At 34.4% G+C, this 22,360-nt stretch carries 24 protein-coding genes; 20 read left to right on the plus strand and 4 right to left on the minus strand.

Translation table 11 applies throughout. The features are described from left to right. Positions 1-142 (minus strand): hypothetical protein (locus LS72_RS10665; protein ID WP_194145513.1); only part of this gene is annotated, 142 nt, incomplete at its 3' end. A 126-nt stretch (positions 143-268) separates the two neighbouring features. Here LS72_RS10665 and LS72_RS00785 point away from each other — a divergent pair. The 8 genes from LS72_RS00785 to LS72_RS00810 all read left to right on the plus strand — a co-directional run bounded on the left by LS72_RS00785 (position 269) and on the right by LS72_RS00810 (position 4,668). After that, complete coding sequence (locus tag LS72_RS00785) at positions 269-847, plus strand: hypothetical protein (protein WP_034555638.1); 579 nt, start codon at positions 269-271, stop codon at positions 845-847. 18 nt (positions 848-865) lie between these two features. Further along, positions 866-1,993 carry a Cj0814 family flagellar-dependent secreted protein gene (locus LS72_RS00790; protein WP_138154875.1) on the plus strand — a complete coding sequence of 376 codons (1,128 nt, stop codon included), beginning with the start codon at positions 866-868 and terminating at the stop codon, positions 1,991-1,993. A 145-nt stretch (positions 1,994-2,138) separates the two neighbouring features. Then, entirely contained in the window at positions 2,139-3,173 is a 1,035-nt protein-coding gene (locus LS72_RS00795) for a hypothetical protein (RefSeq protein ID WP_034555295.1), read from the plus strand. 104 nt (positions 3,174-3,277) lie between these two features. Then, positions 3,278-3,427 carry a hypothetical protein gene (locus LS72_RS10670; RefSeq protein ID WP_194145514.1) on the plus strand — a complete coding sequence of 50 codons (150 nt, stop codon included), beginning with the start codon at positions 3,278-3,280 and terminating at the stop codon, positions 3,425-3,427. Between the two features lie 130 nt (positions 3,428-3,557). Continuing rightward, the gene (locus LS72_RS00800; RefSeq protein ID WP_194145515.1) at positions 3,558-3,821 is read left to right on the plus strand and encodes a hypothetical protein; all 264 of its coding nucleotides are present in this window, start codon (positions 3,558-3,560) and stop codon (positions 3,819-3,821) included. 33 nt (positions 3,822-3,854) lie between these two features. Then, positions 3,855-4,010 carry a hypothetical protein gene (locus tag LS72_RS10675; RefSeq protein WP_194145516.1) on the plus strand — a complete coding sequence of 52 codons (156 nt, stop codon included), beginning with the start codon at positions 3,855-3,857 and terminating at the stop codon, positions 4,008-4,010. A 19-nt stretch (positions 4,011-4,029) separates the two neighbouring features. After that, the gene (locus tag LS72_RS00805; RefSeq protein ID WP_034554134.1) at positions 4,030-4,437 is read left to right on the plus strand and encodes a hypothetical protein; all 408 of its coding nucleotides are present in this window, start codon (positions 4,030-4,032) and stop codon (positions 4,435-4,437) included. 9 nt (positions 4,438-4,446) lie between these two features. Next, entirely contained in the window at positions 4,447-4,668 is a 222-nt protein-coding gene (locus LS72_RS00810) for a hypothetical protein (RefSeq protein ID WP_034554132.1), read from the plus strand. Between the two features lie 29 nt (positions 4,669-4,697). On the opposite strand, the gene LS72_RS00815 is transcribed toward LS72_RS00810, so the two are convergent. Continuing rightward, the gene (locus tag LS72_RS00815; RefSeq protein ID WP_034554130.1) at positions 4,698-5,630 is read right to left on the minus strand and encodes a glycosyltransferase family 2 protein; all 933 of its coding nucleotides are present in this window, start codon (positions 5,628-5,630) and stop codon (positions 4,698-4,700) included. 333 nt (positions 5,631-5,963) lie between these two features. Between LS72_RS00815 and LS72_RS00820 the strand changes: the two genes are divergently transcribed. The 11 genes from LS72_RS00820 (at position 5,964) to hemC (ending at position 17,838) form a co-directional block, all read left to right on the plus strand. Beyond that, complete coding sequence (locus LS72_RS00820; protein ID WP_034554128.1) at positions 5,964-7,217, plus strand: nucleotide sugar dehydrogenase; 1,254 nt, start codon at positions 5,964-5,966, stop codon at positions 7,215-7,217. A gap of 54 nt (positions 7,218-7,271) precedes the next feature. Next, entirely contained in the window at positions 7,272-8,699 is a 1,428-nt protein-coding gene (gene gatB, locus LS72_RS00825) for an Asp-tRNA(Asn)/Glu-tRNA(Gln) amidotransferase subunit GatB (protein WP_034554127.1), read from the plus strand. A 69-nt stretch (positions 8,700-8,768) separates the two neighbouring features. Further along, the gene (locus LS72_RS00830) at positions 8,769-10,172 is read left to right on the plus strand and encodes an alanine/glycine:cation symporter family protein (protein WP_414458055.1); all 1,404 of its coding nucleotides are present in this window, start codon (positions 8,769-8,771) and stop codon (positions 10,170-10,172) included. Between the two features lie 345 nt (positions 10,173-10,517). After that, on the plus strand, positions 10,518-11,819 hold the full coding sequence (gene hisD / locus LS72_RS00835) for a histidinol dehydrogenase (protein ID WP_034554138.1): 1,302 nt from the start codon (positions 10,518-10,520) through the stop codon (positions 11,817-11,819). Between the two features lie 2 nt (positions 11,820-11,821). Then, complete coding sequence (locus tag LS72_RS00840) at positions 11,822-12,085, plus strand: DUF2018 family protein (RefSeq protein WP_034554124.1); 264 nt, start codon at positions 11,822-11,824, stop codon at positions 12,083-12,085. Continuing rightward, on the plus strand, positions 12,078-12,515 hold the full coding sequence (locus LS72_RS00845; protein WP_034554123.1) for a hypothetical protein: 438 nt from the start codon (positions 12,078-12,080) through the stop codon (positions 12,513-12,515). The genes LS72_RS00840 and LS72_RS00845 overlap by 8 nt, the downstream gene beginning before the upstream one ends. Next, positions 12,493-13,413 (plus strand): polyprenyl synthetase family protein, encoded by a 921-nt coding sequence (locus tag LS72_RS00850; protein ID WP_034554122.1) that lies wholly within the window; start codon positions 12,493-12,495, stop codon positions 13,411-13,413. The genes LS72_RS00845 and LS72_RS00850 overlap by 23 nt, the downstream gene beginning before the upstream one ends. An 8-nt stretch (positions 13,414-13,421) precedes the next feature. Further along, positions 13,422-14,771 (plus strand): glutamyl-tRNA reductase, encoded by a 1,350-nt coding sequence (gene hemA / locus LS72_RS00855; protein ID WP_034554121.1) that lies wholly within the window; start codon positions 13,422-13,424, stop codon positions 14,769-14,771. Continuing rightward, on the plus strand, positions 14,768-16,507 hold the full coding sequence (locus tag LS72_RS00860) for a proline--tRNA ligase (protein ID WP_034554118.1): 1,740 nt from the start codon (positions 14,768-14,770) through the stop codon (positions 16,505-16,507). Before hemA ends, LS72_RS00860 begins: the two co-directional genes overlap by 4 nt. Next, the gene (locus LS72_RS00865) at positions 16,507-16,896 is read left to right on the plus strand and encodes an FxsA family protein (protein ID WP_138154879.1); all 390 of its coding nucleotides are present in this window, start codon (positions 16,507-16,509) and stop codon (positions 16,894-16,896) included. The genes LS72_RS00860 and LS72_RS00865 overlap by 1 nt, the downstream gene beginning before the upstream one ends. Before the next feature lie 9 nt (positions 16,897-16,905). Continuing rightward, a complete protein-coding gene (hemC, locus tag LS72_RS00870) occupies positions 16,906-17,838 on the plus strand; it encodes a hydroxymethylbilane synthase (protein WP_034552943.1) in 933 nt (310 codons plus the stop codon). Here hemC and LS72_RS00875 read toward each other — a convergent pair. Further along, positions 17,835-19,091, minus strand: a complete 1,257-nt coding sequence (locus tag LS72_RS00875; protein WP_034552946.1) for a glutamate-5-semialdehyde dehydrogenase — start codon at positions 19,089-19,091, stop codon at positions 17,835-17,837. The genes hemC and LS72_RS00875 overlap by 4 nt on opposite strands. Before the next feature lie 25 nt (positions 19,092-19,116). Beyond that, on the minus strand, positions 19,117-21,222 hold the full coding sequence (locus tag LS72_RS00880) for an RNA degradosome polyphosphate kinase (RefSeq protein WP_034552947.1): 2,106 nt from the start codon (positions 21,220-21,222) through the stop codon (positions 19,117-19,119). Between the two features lie 136 nt (positions 21,223-21,358). On the opposite strand from LS72_RS00880, the gene purM reads away from it, so the two are divergent. Next, positions 21,359-22,351 carry a phosphoribosylformylglycinamidine cyclo-ligase gene (purM, locus tag LS72_RS00885; protein WP_034552950.1) on the plus strand — a complete coding sequence of 331 codons (993 nt, stop codon included), beginning with the start codon at positions 21,359-21,361 and terminating at the stop codon, positions 22,349-22,351. Positions 22,352-22,360: the final 9 nt, after the last annotated feature.

Below are 22,360 nucleotides of genomic sequence, written 5' to 3' on the forward strand. Positions count from 1 at the left end.
TGGCATTTCCTGTGCTAAGCAAAGAAAAGCTTGTAATACTCCTTAAACCAATTTGTTTTTTAAAGAGATTATCAATATTGAGTTCATCACTAGCTAAAAGAGTGCTTGTTAAAAACAATAGAGTAAGCAAAAGTTTTTTCATTCCAATCCTTTTAAAGATATTGACTAGAATTTTAAAGAATAAATCATTACAAAGTAAAATAAAACTTGACTTTAAAATAAAAATATACTATAGTGAAAACTCAAAATTTTCAAAAAAGAAGAAATTATGTTTAAAAGGGTTTTGAGTATCTTAGCTTTAGGTTCTTTACCTTTAAGCTTAGCATTAGCACAAGAAGATGTTTTAGCGTTAGTAAGTAAAGGCAAAGTTACTAGTGAGAGTGTAGGTGTTACTAGATTAAACATTGAAGAGAAAAAACAGGTAAAGGGGGGATATATCCTTAGCCCTGCTATAACTATCCAAAAATATGGGATAGGAATGAGTGGCTTCACACAAGTTGGTGTTATTGTTGGGCTATCACAACACGAATTAGATAATAAAGCAATTTGTGGATACAATTTTTCTAGCAATTGTGGAGGATATATGGATAAACAAAGATATAATGAATATATGTCTGTTGCTGATTATAACAACAATGAGCGTATTGTTGCAACATTAACAAAAACAACAACACCTAGTTTTTTTGGAACTCCTAGACTTAATTTTACAAAAGGTGGGATGGTTGTAGGTATATCATCAAGTGGTAGGCTTTATAAGGTTAGAAGTCTCTCTGCCTATCATAGTATCGTAAGTGAAGTCTATAATCTCAAAAAGAATGAATTAGCGATAAAAGCTATGGCAAGATGATAACAAGGAGACATAGCTATGATAGGTTCTTTAAACTCTAGCTTTTCTTTTAATAGTTATTCTTTAAACATTAGCAATAAACTTCGTATCAATAATACTAATGCAGATAATGCAGACAATACTAATATACAAAAAAATAACCAAAGCATAGAATCTAAAAAATCCTCCTTAGATTCTAAAGAAGTTTTAGGTTATAAAGTCGATAAAGAAGGGTATTTTACCAAAGAGTTTAATAAAGCAGCAGGAATACCAGAGGATTATAAGATGCATTCCTCAAGCTTAGAGAGTTTAGTGAGGGTAAGAGCTCCTTCCTTGTATTTTGCTGATATAGATATTGCCAAAACCATAGGTAATGCCTATAAGATTCTCTCCCAAGTGGTAGGAGAGGATACTTTAAAAGATAAAGATAGTTTTAGCCTTGAAGAAATAGCTAAATTTCCTCAAGGCTATGAATATCATCGACAGAGTTTGCAAGTTACTAAAATTTATCAAACTACTAAGGATTATATGAATTTTGCCAATAATGATACAAATTGGAGGCATTTACAAAAACAGGATAAGGAAGCTTCAACTCTCTTCTTTAATAGTTATGAGACAATGAGACAAGGTCTCCCTGCTACAGATATTTTTAATAATGCTAGCGGTGGTCAAGAAGAATCCTTCAATTTTAACCCTAATAGCAGTAAATACATTAATGAAGATGGCTCCATTACTAAAGGTGGGCTTTTAGTAGCTGTTGTTAATAAAGTGAGTTACACAATGGAAGGTACAACAACAATACAAGGTAAAGGAGAAGGGTTTGATAAAAGTTTAAGTAGGCAAGAGGCAGATGAGATTAGGAGGGATTTTGGTGTATCTATGCTTGTCCTCTATGCAACAGGGGAAGAAGGTAGTTGGTTGCTAGGAACTGATTTGGAGACTTTTAAGAAAAAACATTCAGAACTTATGAAGTCTTATCAAAGAAAATTAGATCAATGGCGAAAAGAGGATGAGGAATTTGAAAAAAACTACAAAAGCCCTATGCAAATAATGCTTGAAGAGCTAGATGAAGCAATGAAAAAGAATCTAAAACGCATACAAAAAAAGAAACAAGAAGAAAAGCAACAAGCCAAACAAATAATAAAAAAGCTAGACATAAATGCTTAAGTAGAGATACACTCTTTTTTTCATTCCTTAAAGATTTAGAATAATTAGAAAAGACCTGTTAAGGAATATTTTGCTTTCATACTTTTATGAAATACGCAACCAATATAAAAAAGTTTTAGAATCAAGATTTCGATAAGGATTAATGATGAAGATTCAATCTTATAGTAATTATCATTTGACTACACAAAGGGATTTAGAGAACTCTTTTAATCAAAAGAATAATTTATTGTCTAAAAATCAAGAAAAACCTATCCCAATAGATTCTGCGACAAATTCTTCAACCTCTTTATTTGATTGGAATGGAGCAGTTGCTAAAGCTATCGGTTATACGCCCAATCAAGATGGATTTTTCCACAATGACTTGAATGCAAAACTTGGAATCCCAAGTAGCATAAAAATTCCTTCTGATATTGTTGTAAGATATGATTTGTCCCAAGCATTGGGTTATTACAACAATATTAATATGCAAGCAAGTATTCAAAACAGCTACCAAGCATTTTCAAAACTATCTAATCAAGGTATAGAAGCCTTGATAAGCCAAGCTAAGCAAAAGCCAATGGGTGATAATCAATCGCTTTATGATTCTCTTTTGAAGATTCCTCAATTCATTGACAATAAGGGTGAATTAAATCAAAGTGGTAAATTCACAGCTTTTATGGTATTAAATGATGAATATATAGTCGGTGATTTAACGATAGCAGGAGAGATACAGAGGGCTGGAAGCAAATATGCAAACATCCTAGATGAGAATGATAATTTATTGGGGATGAATATCCTTGATAGGGGTAAAGCTGGGGCGTTATTAAGAAAGTCTATCAATGAAATAACTCCAGAAGAGTTTAGGGCACAATGGGAGGAATTGCGAAAAGAATATCAAGCCAAGAATGAGAGTCAGCTAAAGGGGATTGGAGTGGAAAATGTGGAGATAGAAAAAATCAACAATCCAGCGGAGCAAAAAGGAAAAAATCCTTTTAAGCCTATTGAAGGCAAAAGCCAAAATCAAACCTATCAAGATACAAATGTCTTTAATACTTTGCAATTCTTACAAAACCAACAAAAAGCGAATTTGCTCTCTTTTCTATTTCATCAAAGTCCCAATGTGGATTCTTCTTTCAACAGGTTAGATAACTTCATCATACAGAGTTTTCTTAAAACACAAAAGATGGACAGGGAAGTATAATAAATAACAAGTCTAAAGGAAATTTTAAGACTTTAAGAAAGCTTTTGCTTTTTTAATTAATATTCGGTTAAGATTAAATCCTAACAATTATATAAGGCAGATTAATGAAAAAGGTGTTTTTAACTGCAATATTAGCTTTAGGACTTATGAATGTAGTTAATGTGGAGGAAGTAGATGTATTAGCACTTGCTACTAAAGGTAAAGTGAGTGATAATGTTGTATGGGTTAAGGTTTTAAGCCTTAAAGAAGAATAAGAAGTATAGACCTTATACATTAGGTTGGCATGGTTATACATATATTACAATGCCAATCAGAAATAATTACAACGCAAACATAAATAACCAAAGTAACAGCCATATGTCTAATGTTTTATGAAATGGTATTTTGGCATTCGTGGGGGTTCTCAATGAGGTTAGATTATGCTTGATATGGGTAGTGGTAAATAACAACTATATAGACTTAAGTCAAACGGTTTCTAAGGCATTCTTTACTGCCCTCTCTATCAATCTTAATCCACAAGATTCTAATATTAATGCTAATCAAATCCAAGTAAGCGGGGTTAAGGTTAGAAAAGAGCAAGAATCTCTTCATCCAAACAATGTTATTTTAGAGATCCTCTCACTAATGCCTATGTCAATGTGGGTTTAAGTGATGAGAGCTTAACAAAGCTTAAAGGGGTTTTTGGAGAAGGTTCTTGAGGGCAATCAAGCCTTGCTTAAAGGCGAGGTAGAAGAGTTTGTAAGTAGTTGGTATGCGGATATTGCTTATAAAAGGGGCTATATCCAAGCAGATGAAAACAAAGATGGATTCTTAGATATCAAGAGAGAAAAATACTAATTCTTTCTCTAAGGGTCTTATGTATAGCTCCAATGGTAAGAATTTTTATATGGGCAATGATGAGTTTTATTTAAAGTTTTCTAGTATTAATTCCCAAGATATGACAAGGATTGATAAATACACCACTAGCTCTGTAGAAGAGGAGCTTAATAGAATGATTAAGTTAGATAAGGATGCTAATCTTTTATCTAGCGAGAGTTTTTCTAGTCTTTTGGAAAACCTTTTGAAAAAAATGGACAAAAAGCTTAAAAAACTTCTGGCAAAAGAACTTGCAAAAGCAGGGATTAATGCTAAATCTATTGACTTAACCGCTTCACCTGAAGAAATCCTCCAACAAATTATGGAGAATCCAAAAGGTGAGGAAGTTTTAAATAATATTCAAAAACAATTAGGGCAAGAACAAAAAGGTCATAGAGATTCTAATTAAGAAGTAAATGTGGAAAACAACCTTGATGTTCCTAATATACAAACCCAAGATGATACTGCTACCTTTGCAGCAATAGCAAAGCCTACTAAACTAGATCAGCAAACCTTAGCTTCTAATCTTTTTAATAATGCAAACTTTGAAGAAGATATTATTGCTATCGTGCAAGAAATAGCACAAAATGTAGATAGGCAATATGCTTCTGATACTTTTAGGAAAGGCATTAGATATTAATGCTTAAAACTTCTGTGTTATTCGTTTTATTATTTTTCAATCCTTTGGCGAATTTTTAATTTGGGTAGGAAGTGTGAGGGGAGAAGTAAATAAATACAGGCTTGTATCGCATAAAAATTAGGATAAATACTCAAGCTTTGTAAAATCTTTTTGATAGCCTTTTTTCTATTCCCTCCTTGATGATAAAGTAAAGCAGCAATTGTACAGAGCTTTGCTAGATGTTTAGGGCAACAAGCTTTGCGTTCTTTATAAAAGAGTAAAATATCTTGTTCGTAGTTTTTAACCATTTCTAGGGGTTGGTATTTGAGGTTTTGGGTCAGCGATTCTGCGTGGATTCTATAGAATTTTAAGGGGCGATGTAGGTAGTAACAGGGGCTTCCTTTGTGTAACCTAAGCCATAAAAGCCCAATATTACCACGTTTTAAATCCTCATTAAAACGTCTTGTGCCAAGCAGTTTTCGCTCAAAAAGTGTAATAAACTCTCCTTGTAATTGTCCGCATAAAATCTCTTGAAAGCTTACTTCTCTTGTTTCATCAATACCCTTACCAGAGAGATAACCATCATCACTTCTGGTGCAGTTTGCGATAATTATTCCATATTTTTTTTGGAATCTTAAATAGATCTCTACCATTTGTGTAATAGATTCTTTAAAGAGTAAATCATCATCATCTAAGAGCAAAACTAAATCCCCACTAGCATAGTCTAAGCCATTATTACGATTTCCTGCAGAACCTTTGGTGTGTGCATTAGAGACGACTTTTATAGAGGGGTTGTCTTTAGCATATTCAGAGGCAAAGGCAAAAGTATTATCACTAGAGTTATCATCGCTAATGATAATTTCTAAATTAGGATAATCTTGCTCTAAAATACTTTCAATAGCTTCTGTAAAAAAGTATTCACGATTAAAAGTTGTGAGGATAATACTAACTTTAGGGAGATTCCCATAAGTACTTAAGTCCATATTCTTGCTCCTTTATATCGGATTTTATAATGATTCTTTTTAAGTTTTAGTTATTTTCTCTATAATCTTAGTTTTTCTTGCATTCTTAATTGGTTGTATCCATTGTTGTGGGATAGGCTAAAAAGATGCTGATAAAAGTTTTCTTGTATCCTTGATAAAACACTCATTAAAGCCTATGAAAGTATAAATTCTTAAAGACCTTATAGCAGAGATAACCAATTTCCTAAATTTTAGCTAGGGATATTATAGACTAAAATCAATATGAGTTTTTTTAAGTTGTGTTAGAATCTTTTTTAAAAAATAAGTAAAACAGAATTTATAGAGGATATTGCAATGAAAACTTTAGCAATTATTGGGCTTGGGTATGTAGGACTACCTTTAGCGGTGGAATTTGGCAAAAAATATCCCGTGATAGGATTTGATATTGATAAGATAAGGATTGATGAGTTAAAAGGCGGGTATGATAGGACTTTAGAGGTAGAAAGGGAATCTTTAATTTCTGCAACAAAACTTAGTTTTACTGCATCACTAAAAAAATTAAAGGCAGCACAAATTTATATTATCACGGTTCCTACGCCCATTGATAAGTTTAATAAGCCTGACTTAACCCCCTTAAAAAAGGCTTCACAAAGTGTTGGGTCTGTGCTTAAAAAGGGGGATATTGTTATTTATGAAAGCACCGTTTATCCTGGTTGCACAGAGGAGGAATGTGTCCCTATTTTAGAGCAAACAAGTGGATTGCGGTTTAATCAAGATTTTTTTTGCGGGTATTCTCCTGAACGCATAAATCCAGGTGATAAAACGCATCGCTTGCCAAATATCAAAAAGGTAACAAGTGGTTCTACTCCTGAAGTTGCTGATGAAATTAATGCTTTATACGCAAGTATTATTACCGCTGGGACGCATAAAGTAACAAGTATTAAAGTAGCAGAAGCAGCTAAAGTTATAGAAAACTCTCAAAGGGATATTAATATTGCTTTTGTTAATGAGTTAGCTTTAATCTTTGATAGATTAGGGATTGATACTTTAGAAGTTTTAGAAGCTGCTAGCACCAAATGGAATTTTTTACCCTTTAAGCCTGGTCTTGTGGGAGGGCATTGCATTAGTATCGATCCTTATTATCTCACTTATAAAGCAGAATCTTTAGGTTACCACTCTCAAGTCATTCTCTCTGGCAGATACATTAATGATAATATGGGAGTTATTGTGGCTAATAAGCTAATTAAGCTTATGATTAAGCAAGGTTATAAGATTAATGATTCTAAAGTTGCAATTTTGGGGATTACTTTTAAAGAGGATTGTCCAGATATTCGTAATTCACGTGTTGTAGATATTATTAGAGAGTTACAAGATTTTGGTTGCTGTGTGGATATTTTTGATCCTCTTGCAGATAGTGCAGAAGTTAAAAAAGAGTATGCTCTAGAATTAAAGCAACCCAAAGACTTCTTATTACAAGACTACCTAGCTGTGGTAATAGCGGTGGCACATAATGCTTTTAGGACATTAGATTTTAGTGCTAAGGGAGATAGGGTTATTTATGATTTGAAAGGCATTTTACCCAAAGAGCAGGTTAGTGCGAGATTATAGTTAATTTAAAACAAAAATGTTAAAATTCATTTGATTTAGCTTTAAGGAATGTTTATGAGTGCTTTTGAAACTATTATTGGGCTTGAAGTGCATGTTCAGCTTAATACCAAAACAAAGATTTTTTGTTCTTGTCCTACAAGCTTTGGTGAAGAGCCAAACAAAAATGTTTGTCCTGTTTGTTTAGGGCTACCTGGTGCTTTGCCTGTGTTAAATCGTGAAGTTGTGAAAAAGGCTATTGCTTTTGGTAGAGCCATTAATGCCACCATTAATCAAAATTCTATTTTTGCAAGAAAAAATTATTTTTATCCTGATTTACCCAAAGCTTACCAAATTAGTCAATATGAGATTCCTATTGTGGGAGCGGGGAGTATTGAGATTGAAGTTAATGGTGAGAAAAAAGTTATTGGTGTAACAAGGGCACATATGGAAGAGGATGCTGGAAAGAATATCCACGAGGGGAATTGCTCTAAAGTTGATTTAAATCGTGCTTGCACCCCTTTGCTAGAGATTGTCAGTGAGCCTCATATGCGAAATAGCGATGAAGCCATTGCTTACCTTAAGAAATTGCATTCTATTGTCCGATTTTTAGGTATTAGTGATGCGAATATGCAAGAGGGAAGTTTCCGTTGTGACGCGAATGTTTCTATCCGCCCAAAGGGGGATTGTAAGCTTTATACACGTGTAGAGATTAAAAATCTCAATTCTTTTAAGTTTATCCAAAAGGCTATTGAATATGAAGTGGATCGTCAAATAGAGGCGTGGGAGGATAAAAAATACGAAAGTGAGGTCGTGCAAGAAACGAGACTTTTTGATACTATTAAAGGTATTACGAAATCTATGCGTGGTAAAGAAGAAGCTGCGGATTATCAGTATTTTCCAGATCCGGATTTATTACCGGTATTTATCGATGATGCGCTTATGCAAGAAGGCTCACAAATCCCAGAAATGCCTGATGAGAAAAGGGAGAGATATATAAGAGATTTTGGCATTAAATCTAGTGATGCTGCGGTGCTTACTAGTGAATTAGAAATGGCATTATATTTTGAATCTATGTTAGAGTATGGTGCGAGTGCAAAAGGGGCAGTTACTTGGCTTACTACAGAGCTTTTAGGGCGATTAAAAGGAGAGAATACTTTACAAAATTGTGGGATAGATTCTACAACCCTTAGTGTTTTAGTCCAACGTATTGATGCAGGGAAGATTAGTGGCAAAAGTGCTAAAGAGATTTTAGATAAATTAGTCGAAGATAAAGGTGGTGATATTGATGCCCTTATAGATTCTATGGGATTAGCACAAGTTAATGACGATAGTGCTTTATTGGTTGCTGTTGAAACTATCCTTGGTGCAAATGCGGATAAAGTTGCAGAATATAAAAATGGCAAAGATAAGCTTTTTGGGTTTTTTGTAGGGCAGGTTATGAAAGTTGTTAAAGGGGCTAATCCCGCACGCGTTAATGAGCTTTTAAAAGAAAAATTAAGCTAACACAATATAGAATGCAGAAACATTGATATTTAGAGCTTTTAAGCATTGCTAAAAAACTTCTTTAAAGGAATATTTATGGAACTATTAACAAATCTCATTAATGTAGCAAGCAATTTTCTTTATACCTATTTTTTGGTCTTTGCATTATTGCTCTGTGGTCTTTATTTTACTATTCGCACAGGCTTTATACAGCTTCGTTTTTTGCCTTTGGCTTTTTTTGTTTTACTAGAAAAAAGCCATAAAGAGCATATCTCTCCCTTTGGGGCATTGATGATTTCTACCGCATCACGTGTAGGTATTGGAAATATTGTAGGGGTTGCGGTGGCAATTAGCAGTGGTGGAGCTGGGGCATTATTTTGGATGTGGATAACCGCTATCTTAGGTGGGGCAAGTGCATTTATCGAAAGCACCTTAGCGCAAGTATATAAACAAAAAGATGGAGAGAATGGTTATAAAGGCGGTCCTGCCTATTATATTCAAAGTGCTTTAGGTTCTAGGATATTTGGGATTGTTTTTGCTATCTCATTAATCTTATGCTTTACCTATGGATTTAATGGATTGCAGGCTTATACTTTAACTTCTAGTTTTGAAATTTTTGTTGGGAGTGAGGCTTATAATAATGGGCAAACAACTATGTTTATAGGTGTGTTATTGGCTATTTTATGTGCGGTGTTTTTCTTTGGGAGCAATAAATCCTCTGCTAAAATCACTTCTATTCTTGTCCCTATTATGGCTTTTGGTTATTTAGTTGTTTCTTTAATAATTGTTAGTATGAATCTAGAAGCAATTCCTGGTATTTTCGCTGAAGTATTTGCTAAAGCCTTTGATTTTGAAGCTATTTTTGGAGGATTTGCAGGGAGTGCGATAGTTATAGGGATTAAACGAGGTTTGTATTCTAATGAAGCGGGTATGGGTAGTGCACCTAATGCAGCAGCTACCGCTCATACAAGCCATCCTGCTAAACAAGGAATGGTGCAAACACTTTCTGTTTTTATTGATACTTTAATTATTTGCTCTGCAAGTGCCATTGTCGTGTTATGTAGTAATGAAAACTTGAGTGGAGTTTCTGGAATGCCCCTTATGCAAAAGGTTATGCAAGGACATTTAGGGGATATTGGCTTATACTTTGTAAGTGTTGCTATTGTGCTTTTCGCTTTTACTTCACTTATTGGAAACTATTTTTATGCAGAAATCAATTTTAAGTTCATTACACATAATAAAATAGCCTTACAGATTTTTAGGATAACTGCCGTGGTGATGGTTTTTATTGGGGCGCAGCTTAGTCTTGGGTTAGCTTGGGATTTAGCTGATGTAATTATGGGAATTATGGCTTTAGTGAATATCATAGCGATTTTGTTATTAGGGAATATCGCTATTAAAGTGTTAAAAGATTATGAAAAACAAAGAAAAGAGGGTAAGAATCCAGTCTTTAAAGCAAAAGAGGTAGGGATTAAAAATACGCAATGTTGGTAGCGTTAATGCGGTAGAATGTGTGAGTGGAATTAGCTTAAAGAGAGATTTTATCTTTAAGTAAGCTTCAGCATAATGTTAAAGCAATTTTTATTCCTTCTTAAATGGGGCAATAAAGAAGCAATGTAAGCGTATAAAAAGGATTCATAGTAACCTTTACTTTAGAAGCTAAGGTATTTTCTAGGTTGTTAATGATTGCGTGTTAGTTTTGGAATATATTTAAAGAGAGAAAAGTTAAGGAAAGATTGTTAAAATATTCTAAAAGTCGTAAAACTAAATTGATTTTTCTAAAGAGTAAAATAAACATTAAAAAGTTAAAATAACCCTTTAAGGAGTAATATGAAAAGCATTCTTTTATTAAATACTCAACAAAGTGATTTTTCCTTGCAATTTGATAAGATTTTAAAACGGGCTAAATTAGATATTCAAGGAGTAGAAAAAATTGTAAAAGAGATGTTAGATTCTATACGACTTCAAGGGAATAAGGCTATTTTAGAACATATTTTAGCATTTGATAATTGGAATCCTAAAAACTTTGAGGATTTAAAAATCCCTGAAAATTCTATGCAACAAGCCTATGACAATCTTGATGATAAGCTTAGGTGTTCTTTGCAAGAAGCCTATAATCGTATTTTTGACTTTCACCAGAAGCAAAAGCCTAAAACTTGGCTTGATTTTGAGGAAAATGGGAGCATTTTAGGGCAGAAAATTACTCCTCTTGATAGGGTTGGCTTATATATCCCCGGAGGGAAAGCCGCTTATCCTAGCTCACTTTTGATGAATGCTATACCCGCTCTTGTTGCAGGAGTGAAAGAAATTGTTGTTTGCACACCTGCACCCTGTAATGAGATAAATTCTCTACTTCTAGCGGCTATGTATTTATGCGGCATTAAAGAAGCCTATAAAGTGGGTGGGGCTAGTGCCATAGGTATGATGGCATATGGGATTGATAATGCGATTAAAAAGGTAGATATGATAAGCGGACCAGGTAACATTTATGTCGCTACGGCAAAAAAATGTGTTTTTGGCGAAGTGAATATTGATATGATAGCAGGACCTAGTGAGATTGGTATTGTTGCAGATTCTAATGCTAGGGCGGATTATATAGCTTGGGATTTGCTCTCACAAGCAGAACACGATGAAATGGCGAGTTCTATTTTAGTTACTACAAGTCAAAAGTTAGCCTCTGAAGTCTCCCAAAGGATTAATGAATTTCTACTTAAGCTTCCTCGAGCAGAAATAACGGCAAAGTCTATCTATAACAGAGGGGCTATTATCCTCACGCAATCTTTAGAAGAATCCATACAATTAAGCAATGCTATTGCTCCTGAACATTTAGAATTGTTAGTAAGTAATCCCTTAGAAGTGCTTCCACAGATTAAAAATGCAGGGGCAATATTTATCGGAGAGAATACTCCTGAACCTATTGGTGATTATATCGCAGGACCTAATCACACCTTACCAACAGGAGGTAGTGCAAAGTTTTTCTCCCCACTTTCAACGGAGCATTTTATGAAAAAGAGTTCAATTATTGCTTTTTCTAAAAAGGCTATGGATGAGTTAGGAGAGAAGTGTGGGATTCTAGCTTGTGCAGAAGGGCTAGATGCACATAAACATTCTGTTTTAATACGATTAAATAAAAAGGATTAATTATGGATATTTTTGAAGGAATACCGCAAGATAAGTGGATAGAAATTGTCTTTAATGCTTCACAGGGTTTAGCTAGTGCAGAACTTATAAGAATCTTAGAGCGATTGGCTAGTATGGAGATTTTACTTGAGAAACGTTTAGGAGAATCTTGGGAAGAAGAGTTAAATTATATCCTCTCCTCTGAAGAATCTTCAGAGGAGATTTATAGGCATACACAAAATTTAGCAATTGAGTCTATGGGAAATATTTTAACAAAAAATGAGTAGAATCTTATTTTTGTTGGGTAGTTTTATTTCTTTGCTTTTTGCTCCACCGCAGTGGAAGGCAGAGAAGTTTTTACGGCTTCAAAAAGATGAATTTTATTTATTGAATTTTAAAGTTAATGAAACACAAAAGACTTTATATTTTCGTTGGACCTTGTTAAAAAATAAGGGATTGGTAATGCATTTAAATTATGATTATTTTCCCCATCAATTTATACTTTACCAAGATTACCAAAGGAATTGTTATACTTTACCTTTGTTTAAAGCAGAGCAGAAATATTATACGCTTGAACCCTTTTTTATGCTGTGCTTTAAGGATTATCATAGGGGAGAGAAGATTGCTACTTTGAAATATTATATTTATGAAGGTGGCAGGGATTTTAATATTATTGATGAAAGGATAGTGCCAAATGGAGGCTTTGGAGCAAATTAAAGAAAGGATACAAAGCTTTTTAGAAGCATTAGATTCTCCTCTTACCTTGGAATTAAGTAAGCATTTACAAAGTGGGAAAATGCTAAGGAGTAAATTAGTATTAAATATCGCTGGAGTGAGTGAAGAGAGTATTTTACTTTGTGCGGTTGTTGAAATGATACAAAGTGCTTCTTTGTTGCACGATGATGTAATTGATAATTCGCTTATGCGTCGCTCTAAGCCCTCTATTAATGCTATTGCTGGAGATAAAAATGCGATTATGTTAGGCGATGTGTTTTATTCTAAGGCGTTTTGTGAGTTAGTTGCTTTTCATAAAGAATATCCCCAAATTCCACATATTATCGCAGATTCTGTTGTAAGATTGGCTTTAGGAGAAATAGAAGATGTTTATCTTTCGCAATCTTTCAATACGGATGAGAAAAAATATCTAGCAATGATAGAAAAAAAGACCGCAGCACTTATTGAATCTACTGCCTTTGCTGCAGCATTGCTTGCTAAAAAAAGTCCCCAAGATGCAAAGAAGTTTAGAAACTATGGGAGAAATTTAGGTATAGCTTTTCAGATTATTGATGATATTTTAGATATTACTGCTACACAAGAGAAATTAGGAAAGCCTATTTTAAATGATTTTAAAGAAGGAAAAACAACTTTACCTTATATTTATCTTTACCATTCCTTACAAGAGCAGGATAAAGAACGTTTAAAGAAGTCCTTTAAACAAGAAATATCTCAAGATGAGATGGTGTGGATTTTACAACAATTCCAACAAAGTGATGCGATTAAACGAAGCTTTAGACTAGCTAAAAACTTAGGAGAAGCAGGAATGCAAAGCATAAGCGATCAATCTTGCAATAAACTTATAGCTATAATGCAAGAGATGATAGATAGAGATTTTTAAGAGGAAAAATGGAATATTATATTTTAAGTTATACACATAAAAATACCGATCTTAGCTTAAGGGAGAAGCTTGTTTTTGAAATAAGGAATCAACACACCAAAGATTTTTTATTTGCTTTAGTAGAAAACAAATTTATTCAAGAAGCGGTTATTTTATCGACTTGTAATCGTATAGAATTTATTTTAAGTGTGAATAATATCCCAAAAACTGAAGAGTTTTTGTTAGCAAAATTAAGTGATTATTCAAAAATTACCTTAGAGGAATTGAAAAAAACCGCAGATTCTTATGAGAATATTTCAGCCATTCATCATCTCTTTAGCGTTGCGAGCTCTTTAGATAGTTTGGTAGTAGGGGAGACCCAAATTTCAGGACAACTTAAAAGTGCTTTTAGGTTTTCTTATGATTTAGGTTGTTGTGGGTTAGCCTTATCAAGGGCTATACATTTTGCTTTTCGTTGTGCAGCTAGTGTGCGTAATTCTACAGATATTTCTAAAAATTCTGTTTCTGTAGCCTCTGCTGCTGTGGCTAAAGCAAAAGTGATTTTAAAGGATTTAAAGCGCATACAGGCTTTGGTTATTGGAGCTGGAGAGATGAGCACATTATGTGTAAAACACCTTATAAATAATGGTGCGGAGATTATTTTAATCAATCGTGAAATTAAAAACGCATATTTCCTTTGCGAAGAGATAATGCATATAAATCCTCAAGCAAAGATTCGTGTAGAGAGTTTTAAGGAATTAGGGAATCTTATTAATAAAGTCCCTTTATTATTTACCGCTACAGGAGCACCTCATAGCATTATCACACAAGATATGGTAGAGGATTTTTCACAAAAACGTTTTTGGTTTGATTTAGCCGTTCCTAGAGATATTGATGGGATTATTCAAGAGGGTATAAGTGTTTTTTCTATTGATGATTTAGAGGATATTGTAAAAGAAAATCTTGTTTTGAGAGAAAAACAAGCAGACATTGCTTATGCGATTATAGGAAAATTTACCCAACAATTTTTTGCTTGGTTGCAAAGTCTTAATGTAGAGCCACTTATTAAGGCAATAAGGCAACAGGCAAAAGAATCTGCACAAAAGGAATTAGCTAGAGGAATTGCCAAAGGCTTTTTACCTAAAGAGTATGAAAAAAATATCGAGAAAACATTGCATAATGCCTTTAATACTTTTTTGCATAATTTTACGGTTGGTTTAAAAACTATTGCGAATACCCCCCAAGGAGATGGGGTCATTGAAGCGACTAGATTTCTTTTTAGTGGAGAGCAAAATCCTTTAATGGTTGAACAATATAAATGCGAATATACCGAAACTAAGCTTTTTGACGCTACTAATGATAAAAAGGAGAAAGAATGAAGTTTTCAAACTTTTTTGCACCAACCTTAAAAGAAAAACCTAAAGATGCTTTTTTAAAAAGCCACGAATATTTAATAAGGGGGGGATTTATCCAGCAAATTGGGAGCGGGATTTATAATTTTTTACCCTTAGGTGTTAGGGTGCTTGAAAAAATTAAAGCCATTATTCAAGAGGAGATGAATAAGACAGGGGCTTTAGAGGTATCATTAGGGTTTGTAACTGCTGCGAGCCTTTGGCAAAAAAGTGGTCGTTATGAACGATATGGAAAAGAATTATTACGTTTTAAAGATAGGAAAGAGAATGAATTTGTCTTAGGTCCAACGTATGAGGAGGTTATTACGGAGCTTATAAAATCTTATATAAAAAGTTATAAGCAATTACCTTTGCATCTTTACCAAATTAATCTTAAATTTCGTGATGAGATTCGTCCAAGGTTTGGGGTGATAAGGGGGAGAGAATTTCTTATGAAAGATGGTTATAGCTTTCATGGTTCTAAGGAGGATTTAAAAAGAGAATTTAATGTAATGGAGGAAACTTATACAAGGATTTTTACAAGATTAGGGTTAGAATTTCGTGTTGTTGAAGCAGATAGCGGAGCTATTGGAGGGAGTGGGAGCAAAGAATTTATGGTGTTAGCCCAAAGTGGTGAGGATACGATTTGTGTTTGTAATAAATGCCAATATGCCGCAAATTTAGAAGCAGCAAGGCGGATTAAGAAAACTGCTAAAACTCCCCCTCCACAAGCAGATTTTGCTAAATTCCATACCCCTAATACCACAACTATTGAGTCCTTAGCAGAGTTTTTTAAAGTAGATTCTTTTTGGACGATTAAAGCGGTTGTTAAAAAAGCCCTTTTTGAAAAAGGAGAGAGTGCTTTAGTGTTTTTCTTTATACGCGGTTGTGAGACTTTAAATGTTACCAAAGCACTTAATGCTATTGCAGGAGCTAATGATATTATAGAAGCGAGTGAGGAGGAGATAAGGAGTGTTGGTCTATGCCCGGGATATATTGGGGCTTATGCCCTAAGGAATATTACCCAAAGCCCTTATATTTACTTTGATAAGGAATTAGAGGATTGTAAGCATTTGATTATGGGTGCTAATGAGGAGGACTATCACTTTGTAGGGGTGGATTTATCCCTTTGTGAGGGCATAGAGTTTAGGGATTTAATAGAGGTTAAAGCAGGGGATTTATGTCCTAAGTGTGGAGAAGATAAGCAAGGGGAACTGTATTTAACACAAGGGATTGAAGTAGGGCATATTTTTCAATTAGGTGATAAATATTCTAGTGCCTTTGAAGCTTTTTTTTTAGATGAAAGTGGTAGGTCAAAGCCCTTTTTAATGGGTTGTTATGGGATTGGAGTATCAAGGCTTTTGGGTGCTATTATCGAACAGCATTATGATGAGAGGGGTATGCAGTGGAATAAAGCTATTGCACCTTTTACCTTAGATATTATTGTTTCGAATATAAAAGATACACAACAAATGGAATATGCTAGGAATCTTTATAGAGCTTTGCAAGAGAGGGGTATAGAGTGCATACTAGATGATAGGGAGGAGCGATATGGGGCAAAAATAGCAGATTTTGAATTAATCGGGATTCCTTATGCCCTTATTGTTGGCAAAGGTTTAAATGAGGGTAATATTGAGTTTATCCAAAGAAAAAACCTCCTTAAAGAAAAGCTTGATAGCAGAGATTGTGTAGTAGAAAAAATTTTAGAGAGGATAGGAAGTTAATGCCTTTAATACTTATTTTGTTGTATATTTTTTTGGAAATTTTATTAAGCTATGCCCTTATTGAATGGATAGGAGTTTTTGGGTTTTTCTTAGAGGTTGTTATTACCGCTCTTTTGGGGCTTGGATTGTTGGTGAATTTTAGAATCTTTTTTAAAGAGGTGTTAGGGAAGTTTTATTTAAGGGAGATTAGCCAAGAAGTGTTTTTTAGCTCCAATGTGTTTAGGATTTTAGGGGCTATTTTGTTAATTTTACCGGGTGCATTGAGTGATATTTTGGGAATTTTTATGCAATTTAGTATTACCCTTATGTTATTAAAGCCCTTCAGTAAGACTAAAGCCTCCTCTAAAGATTCAGAAATTATTGATGTAGAAGTGATTGAAAAAGATTAAGGCTTAAGTGTGGAGAGAATTGTTATTGGGACTAGGGGGAGTGTTTTAGCACTTTGGCAGGCAAATTATGTTAAAGAATCTCTTAGAAAGGCTTATCCTAATTGGCAAGTGGAGCTAAAAATTGTGAAAACTAAAGGGGATAAAATCCTTGATGTCCCTTTAGCTAAGATTGGGGGGAAGGGGCTTTTTACTAAAGAATTAGAAACGCTCTTGCTAGAAAATGTTATTGATATAGCAGTGCATAGCCTTAAAGATGTCCCCGTAGAGTTTATAGACGGCTTAGGTTTAGCTGCCATTACTAAACGCGAGGATGTGCGGGATAGTTTTTTAAGCTCTGCTTATAAAGATATAGAATCTTTGCCTAAAGGGGCTAGAGTTGGGACGACTTCTTTAAGGCGGACTATGCAGTTAAAAAGATTGCGGAGTGATTTAGATTGCATAAGTTTAAGGGGAAATGTCCAGACGCGTTTAAAGCGATTAGAAGACGGGGAATTTGATGCGATTATCTTAGCACAAGCAGGTGTTAATCGTCTTGAAATAAAAGGGGTTAAGTATGTTTTACCCCTAGAATTTATGATTCCTGCAATGGGACAGGCGGCACTTGGTGTCGAATGCAAAAGGGATAGTGAGATTTATGAAAAACTTGCCTTTTTAAATGATACAAATTCCCTCTTTGAAACGAGTTGTGAAAGGGAATTTGTGAAAACCCTAGAGGGGGGTTGTCAAGTCCCTATTGGAGTTAATGCTGTGTTTAAGCAAGGCTGCATTACCCTAAGGGCTATACTTGGATTGCCTAGTGGAGAGGAGATTTTAGAGGATAGTATAGAATCTAAAGTTGAGAGTGTAGAGGATTGTCAAAATTTAGGGAGAGCATTGGCTCTAAAATTCATCGCTTTAGGGGCCAAAGATATTTTAATAAGGGCTCAAAATTGGGAGTTTTAGCGCACTTGCCCATTTCCTCTTATTTTGTATTTATAGGTAGTTAAACTCTCTACCCCCATAGGTCCTCTTGCGTGGATTCTAGCTGTTGATATACCCACTTCTGCTCCATAACCAAATTCCTCTCCATCACTAAATCTTGTCGAGGCATTCACATATATGCAAGCACTATCTATTTGGTTTAAAAACTCTTCAGCAAGGCTATAATCCTCACATAAAATCGCATCACTATGTCCGCTTCCATAGGTTTGGATGTGTAAGAGGGCTTCTTGGAAACTTTGCACGATTTTAAGGTTTAAGATATTGTCGTTATATTCTCTATGATAAGCTTCAGTAGGGACTAACTCACATTCTATAGTGTGATGTTTTAAGATATTACAAGATTCTTCACAACCCTTAAGCAAAGTTCCTCTGTCTCTAAGTGCTAATGCTACTTTGGGTAAAAAGTCTTTAGCAAATGCCTTATCTATAAGCAGTGTTTCACAGGCATTACAAGTGCTAGGGCGAGAGGTTTTAGCATTGAGGATAATGGCAATAGATTCTTCAATTTTGCAGCTATGGTGTGCATAAATATGGCAGACTCCTTTATCGTGCTTAATAACAGGGATTTTAGAATGCTCACTTACAAAGCTAATCAATCCCTCCCCGCCTCTAGGAATGATTAAATCGATAAAATCTTTGGCATAGAGTAATTCTTTTAAGTCTTCTCTCTTTTGCATACTTGGAAGCAAAGTAATAGATTCTAAAGGGAGATGGTGTTGGCTTAGGATTTTATGAAAGATTTGTATAATGCTCTCATTAGAGTTTTGTGCTTCTTTGCCTCCTTTGAGGATACAGACATTTCCACTTTTGAAACATAATCCAGCTGTATCACTTGTTACATTGGGTCTTGATTCATAAATAATAGCAATAACGCCCAAAGGTATGCTAACTTTTTGAATATCAAGCCCTTTAGCATTACTAAAACCACTTAAGATTCTGTGCAAGGGGTCTTGAAAGTCTGCTATTTTTCTTAGGGATTGTGCCATATTCCTAATCTTGGTTTCATCAAGGCTTAGACGCTCTATCATCGCATTGTTTAGATTCATAGTTTGAGCGTTGTTTAAATCTTTCAGATTAGCCTCTAAAAGACTTTGTATATTTGCCTCTAAACCTAAGGCACAATCTCTTAAAAATTGTTGTCTTTGTTGGTGGGGGAGTTTTGCTAGGATATTGGTAGCTATTTTTGCTTTATAGAGTGTTTGGCTAAGATTCATCAAAATTCCTTTTAAGTTTAAGTTTCTAACTCTTTTTAAACATTTGTCTTGAAAGTTTTTTGGCTTTGACTTCTTCTTCCTCCCGTTTTAAAGAGATATAAGTAGAGTTGGTATAATCTTCTAAAATCTTTTGGCTATTGATGGCTTTCTCTCCAGCATTGGGGGAGAGTTTTTTGTATTCACCATTGCTTTGAAGTTCGTGAGATTTAGCATTATCTTCACTTTGGATTTTTAAAATCCCAAAGAGCTTATCCGCTAAATCTTGTTGAAAAATAGGGGTCATTAATTCTACCCTTCTTTCTAGGTTTCTTGGCATTAAGTCCGCACTTGCAAAGTAAATTTGTGGTTTTGAGTGTTTAAAATAATAGATTCTTGCGTGTTCTAGATATTTTCCTACAATAGAGATTACGCGGATATTTTCACTTACACCTTTGATATTTGGTTTTAAACAACAAATTCCACGAATAATTAAATCTATTTTAACTCCAACATTAGAGGCTTGATAAAGGGCTAAAATTACATCCGTATCGACAATGGAATTAGCCTTTAAGATAATTCTCCCCTCATTCCCCTTTTTAGCTTCATTGTGGATAAGTTCTAAAATCTTAGATTTTATTTGCATAGGGGCGGCAAAGAGAGTTTGAAGTTTGGATTTATGCGAGAAACCAGAGAGATTGTGAAAGAATTTTGTGGCATCTTGGGTAAATTCCTTTTTAGAAGTCATATAGCTAATATCGGTATAAATTTTTGCGGTGCTTGGATTATAATTTCCTGTGCTTAAATGCACATATTCGCGTAATTCTCTCCCGATACTTTTAATCACTAAGGCAATTTTTGCATGCACTTTTAATCCGGGCACTCCATAGATAACATGAGCTCCAGCAGATTCTAAGGCTTTTGCCCAATTAAGATTATTTTCTTCATCAAATCTTGCTTTAAGCTCTACAAGAGCTGTAACTTGCTTACCATTTTCAGCTGCTTCAATAAGTGATTTAACAATAGGGGAGTTTTTGCCAACACGGTACAAAGTCATACGAATGGAAAAAACATCCGGGTCTTTTGCAGCACTTTGGATGAAATTTACAATGGGTTCAAAGCTTTCATAAGGTTGAAAAGAAAGAATATCCCTTGTATCTAACACAGAAAAAATATTCGCTTTAGAATCTAGGGGGGGTAAGATTTTAGCGGTATAGTTTGGAAAAGTGAGATTAGCAAAGTTTTTATTCCCTACAATTTCCCATAGGATATTAGAATTCATCGGTAATTGGTATTCATAAATATCTTCTGCTGAGACTTTAATATATTGGGCAATAAAACCTTTTAATTCTTCATCCGCACTTTTGCTAATTTCAAGTCGGATAATCTCTCCCTTTCTGCGAGACTTTAATCCCTCTGTCATTAGCACCATAAAATCATCGGCTTCCTCCTCCTCTATCTCCATATCGGCATTTCTTGTTACCCTAAAGGCACCCCAATTAATAGCTTTAAATCCCGGAAATAACTCACTAGTAAATTCTGCTACAACACTATCTGTATAGATATAAGTATCATCAAGATTGATAAAGCCAGGGAGCATTCTTGAAATTCTTGTCATACCAAATTTAATTTCATTGGGATTATCAAGGTTTTGGAGTTTGAGTGCTAAGACATAGGTAAGATTGTTAAGGTGAGGAAAAGGATGCGTAGCATCTACAGCAATTGGTACAACAATGGGATATAGGTGGTTTAAGAAATATTCTTGAAGCTTTTGTTTTTGCTCTTTATTGACTTCATCATAGGTTTTAATCGATAAACCGATATTTTGGAGTCCTTTTTTAATTTCTTGGTAACAAGATTCTAGGCATTCTTGTTCTTTTTGGAGATAGTTTCTGATCTCCTCTAATTGTTCTTTGGGGGTTAATCTATCCGACCCGCTTTCTATAATCCCCTCACTATAAAGTCGTTTTAATCCCGCAACTCTTACCATATAAAATTCATCAAGGTTGGTTCTATAGATAGCAAGGAATTTTAGACGCTCTAATAAAGGATTATTTTTATCTTGTGCTTCACTTAAAACGCGTGTATTAAACCGAAGCCAAGATAATTCGCGGTTAATAAAATTTATCGCCTTATTAAGGGTGTTTTGAGACATATTTGCCTCCTAATACATAATTTCGATAAATTATATAGTAGCTAGCATTAAATTTTGTTAATTATAGGCGAAATTCTCAAGCTTTAAGTTGTAATTTTGTATCATTTGCTTAGATATTTTGCATTAGAGGGATATTATGGAGAAGCTAAGTTATAAAGATAGCGGTGTAGATATAGCAGAGGGAAATGCTCTAGTAGAGGATTTAAAAGATCTGGTGCAATCTACCTTTGATGCAAATGTTTTAGGAGGAATTGGTTCTTTTAGTGGAGCTTATAAGATTCCTAATGGTTATAAAGAGCCTGTAATTTTAGCCGCTACTGATGGTGTTGGGACGAAATTGCGTCTAGCCATTGATTGGGGGATTTTAGAGAATGTGGGTATAGATTTAGTCGCAATGTGTGTTAATGATTTGATTTGTAATTTTGCTACCCCGCTTTTTTTCTTAGATTATTATGCAACTGGAAAGCTCAATAAAACTAAAGCCTTAGAAGTTATTAAGGGGATTACCAAAGGTTGTTTAGAGGCAGAATGTGCATTAATAGGCGGAGAAAGTGCAGAGATGCCCGGAATGTATCAAAAAGAGGATTTTGATTTAGCTGGATTTGCCGTAGGTATTGCAGAAAAAGAAAGGGTAGAGAGAGAAAACTCTATAAAAGCTGGTGATATTTTAGTGGCACTTCCAAGTAGTGGAATACATTCTAATGGTTATTCACTTGTTCGGAAGATTATTGCAGAGCATCACATAAACTTAGAATCTAACTTTAATGGAAAAACTCTTATAGAGGAGCTTTTAACCCCAACAAAAATTTATGTAAAAACTTTTAAAGCTATTGAGCATAAAATTAAGGCTTTAGCCCATATTACAGGAGGGGGATTAATAGAAAATATCCCTAGAATCTTGCCCTATGATGTTGATGCTATTATTGAAGAGCAAAAGATACAAACACTCCCTATTTTTGAATGGCTCACAAAATATGTAGCGGATTCTGATAAATATCAGACTTTTAATATGGGGGTTGGTATGGTTTTGGTTTGTGATTGTAAGGAGGCTAATGCCCTTACTAAAATATGTAATGGTTATATCTTAGGTGAGATAAAACAAGGTAACAAAAGGGTAAAATTTGCTTAATAAGAGTTT

Source organism: Helicobacter apodemus, assembly GCF_000765745.2.
Lineage (GTDB): Bacteria > Campylobacterota > Campylobacteria > Campylobacterales > Helicobacteraceae > Helicobacter_D > Helicobacter_D apodemus.

What these genes read in the sequence shown, in the direction of transcription:
- LS72_RS00785 (WP_034555638.1), top strand. Translation starts at nt 269, where the DNA reads ATGTTTAAAAGGGTTTTGAGTATCTTAGCTTTAGGTTCTTTACCTTTA.
- LS72_RS00790 (WP_138154875.1), top strand. Translation starts at nt 866, where the DNA reads ATGATAGGTTCTTTAAACTCTAGCTTTTCTTTTAATAGTTATTCTTTA.
- LS72_RS00795 (WP_034555295.1), top strand. Translation starts at nt 2,139, where the DNA reads ATGAAGATTCAATCTTATAGTAATTATCATTTGACTACACAAAGGGAT.
- LS72_RS10670 (WP_194145514.1), top strand. Translation starts at nt 3,278, where the DNA reads ATGAAAAAGGTGTTTTTAACTGCAATATTAGCTTTAGGACTTATGAAT.
- LS72_RS00805 (WP_034554134.1), top strand. Translation starts at nt 4,030, where the DNA reads ATGTATAGCTCCAATGGTAAGAATTTTTATATGGGCAATGATGAGTTT.
- LS72_RS00815 (WP_034554130.1), bottom strand. Translation starts at nt 5,630, where the DNA reads ATGGACTTAAGTACTTATGGGAATCTCCCTAAAGTTAGTATTATCCTC.
- LS72_RS00820 (WP_034554128.1), top strand. Translation starts at nt 5,964, where the DNA reads ATGAAAACTTTAGCAATTATTGGGCTTGGGTATGTAGGACTACCTTTA.
- gatB (WP_034554127.1), top strand. Translation starts at nt 7,272, where the DNA reads ATGAGTGCTTTTGAAACTATTATTGGGCTTGAAGTGCATGTTCAGCTT.
- LS72_RS00840 (WP_034554124.1), top strand. Translation starts at nt 11,822, where the DNA reads ATGGATATTTTTGAAGGAATACCGCAAGATAAGTGGATAGAAATTGTC.
- LS72_RS00845 (WP_034554123.1), top strand. Translation starts at nt 12,078, where the DNA reads ATGAGTAGAATCTTATTTTTGTTGGGTAGTTTTATTTCTTTGCTTTTT.
- LS72_RS00850 (WP_034554122.1), top strand. Translation starts at nt 12,493, where the DNA reads ATGGAGGCTTTGGAGCAAATTAAAGAAAGGATACAAAGCTTTTTAGAA.
- hemA (WP_034554121.1), top strand. Translation starts at nt 13,422, where the DNA reads ATGGAATATTATATTTTAAGTTATACACATAAAAATACCGATCTTAGC.
- LS72_RS00860 (WP_034554118.1), top strand. Translation starts at nt 14,768, where the DNA reads ATGAAGTTTTCAAACTTTTTTGCACCAACCTTAAAAGAAAAACCTAAA.
- LS72_RS00865 (WP_138154879.1), top strand. Translation starts at nt 16,507, where the DNA reads ATGCCTTTAATACTTATTTTGTTGTATATTTTTTTGGAAATTTTATTA.
- LS72_RS00875 (WP_034552946.1), bottom strand. Translation starts at nt 19,091, where the DNA reads ATGAATCTTAGCCAAACACTCTATAAAGCAAAAATAGCTACCAATATC.
- LS72_RS00880 (WP_034552947.1), bottom strand. Translation starts at nt 21,222, where the DNA reads ATGTCTCAAAACACCCTTAATAAGGCGATAAATTTTATTAACCGCGAA.
- purM (WP_034552950.1), top strand. Translation starts at nt 21,359, where the DNA reads ATGGAGAAGCTAAGTTATAAAGATAGCGGTGTAGATATAGCAGAGGGA.